The following is a 971-nucleotide window of genomic DNA, read 5'->3' on the forward strand; positions in this document are numbered from 1 at the left end:
ACGATAGTTCAACGACAGAAGGAGCGGATTGCCACGGCAGCCGCTCCTTTGTTTTATTAAACAAACGGGCAGATATTTGCAGCAAATATTGTATATAAGCGAATGAACTATATAATTGAGATAAATTTAATGTTGAGGAGGAACTAAGTAATGATTACAGCCACTTCTAATGCAATCCCTATGCTGGCAGTACATGATGCTAACAAAGCAATAGATTTTTACAAAAATGTATTTCGTGCAATAGAGGTAAGTAGAATAGTTACGCGGGACGGGGAAATTGAACATGCCGAGGTAAAAGTAGGAGATGCCCGAATAATGATTGCGGACGAATTTCCTGGACACAATCGCGCGGCAAAATCACTTGGTGGCACTTCCGTTATAATCTATTTATATGTTTATAATGTTGACGATGTGGTACAAAGAGCTGTGATTGAAGGTGCAACAGTCCTTAGACCAATTCAGGACTTGCCACATGGAGATCGTGTGGGGAAAATTGAAGATCCGTTCGGGCATGTTTGGATGGTTGCTACCCCGCTAAGTTAACGAGGTACTATAGCACAACAAAGAACAGGCTGCCGACGTAAAGCCTGTTCTACCAACGGGTAGCATTATAGTTCAATAAGAAAGCTCCCACTCGGCAAATGGGGATTTCCATTCAAGCCGATTCGGAGCTTATTGTGGCTTCGTATGAAATCTTATTTATCATTCTGCTTGATTTAGTTGTATTAACGCTTATCATTGTTTATTAAATTGTTTATTGCGTTAGTTGTTGCATCAACAGCATTCATTGCAGCATTTTCAGCTGCTTCTAACCCTTTATGAACAGAATGAAATACAGTCCCTGCGGTATCCTTTACGTTCTCTGAGACATTTTGGGAATTTCGTTTGTTGTTTGGTTAGACATTTTTTTCACCTCCTAAACATCTTTAAGTTGTGTAAAAAAAATATGTTATTCAGATAAATTAGACGAA

General features: G+C 39.1%; 1 protein-coding gene. It reads left to right on the top strand.

Going from position 1 to position 971, the window contains the following annotated elements; all coding sequences use genetic code 11:
- Window positions 1–150: 150 nt before the first annotated feature.
- Window positions 151–543: a VOC family protein gene (locus AC0LWF_RS27760; RefSeq protein ID WP_474654699.1), complete on the top strand. Its 393-nt coding sequence runs from the start codon at window positions 151–153 to the stop codon at window positions 541–543.
- The last annotated feature ends 428 nt before the right edge of the window (window positions 544–971 follow it).

It is taken from the genome of Paenibacillus sp. sgz302114 (genome assembly GCF_056120345.1).

Bases quoted from the DNA above. Each gene is read 5' to 3' on its own strand.
- AC0LWF_RS27760 (WP_474654699.1), top strand. From the start codon at position 151: ATGATTACAGCCACTTCTAATGCAATCCCTATGCTGGCAGTACATGAT.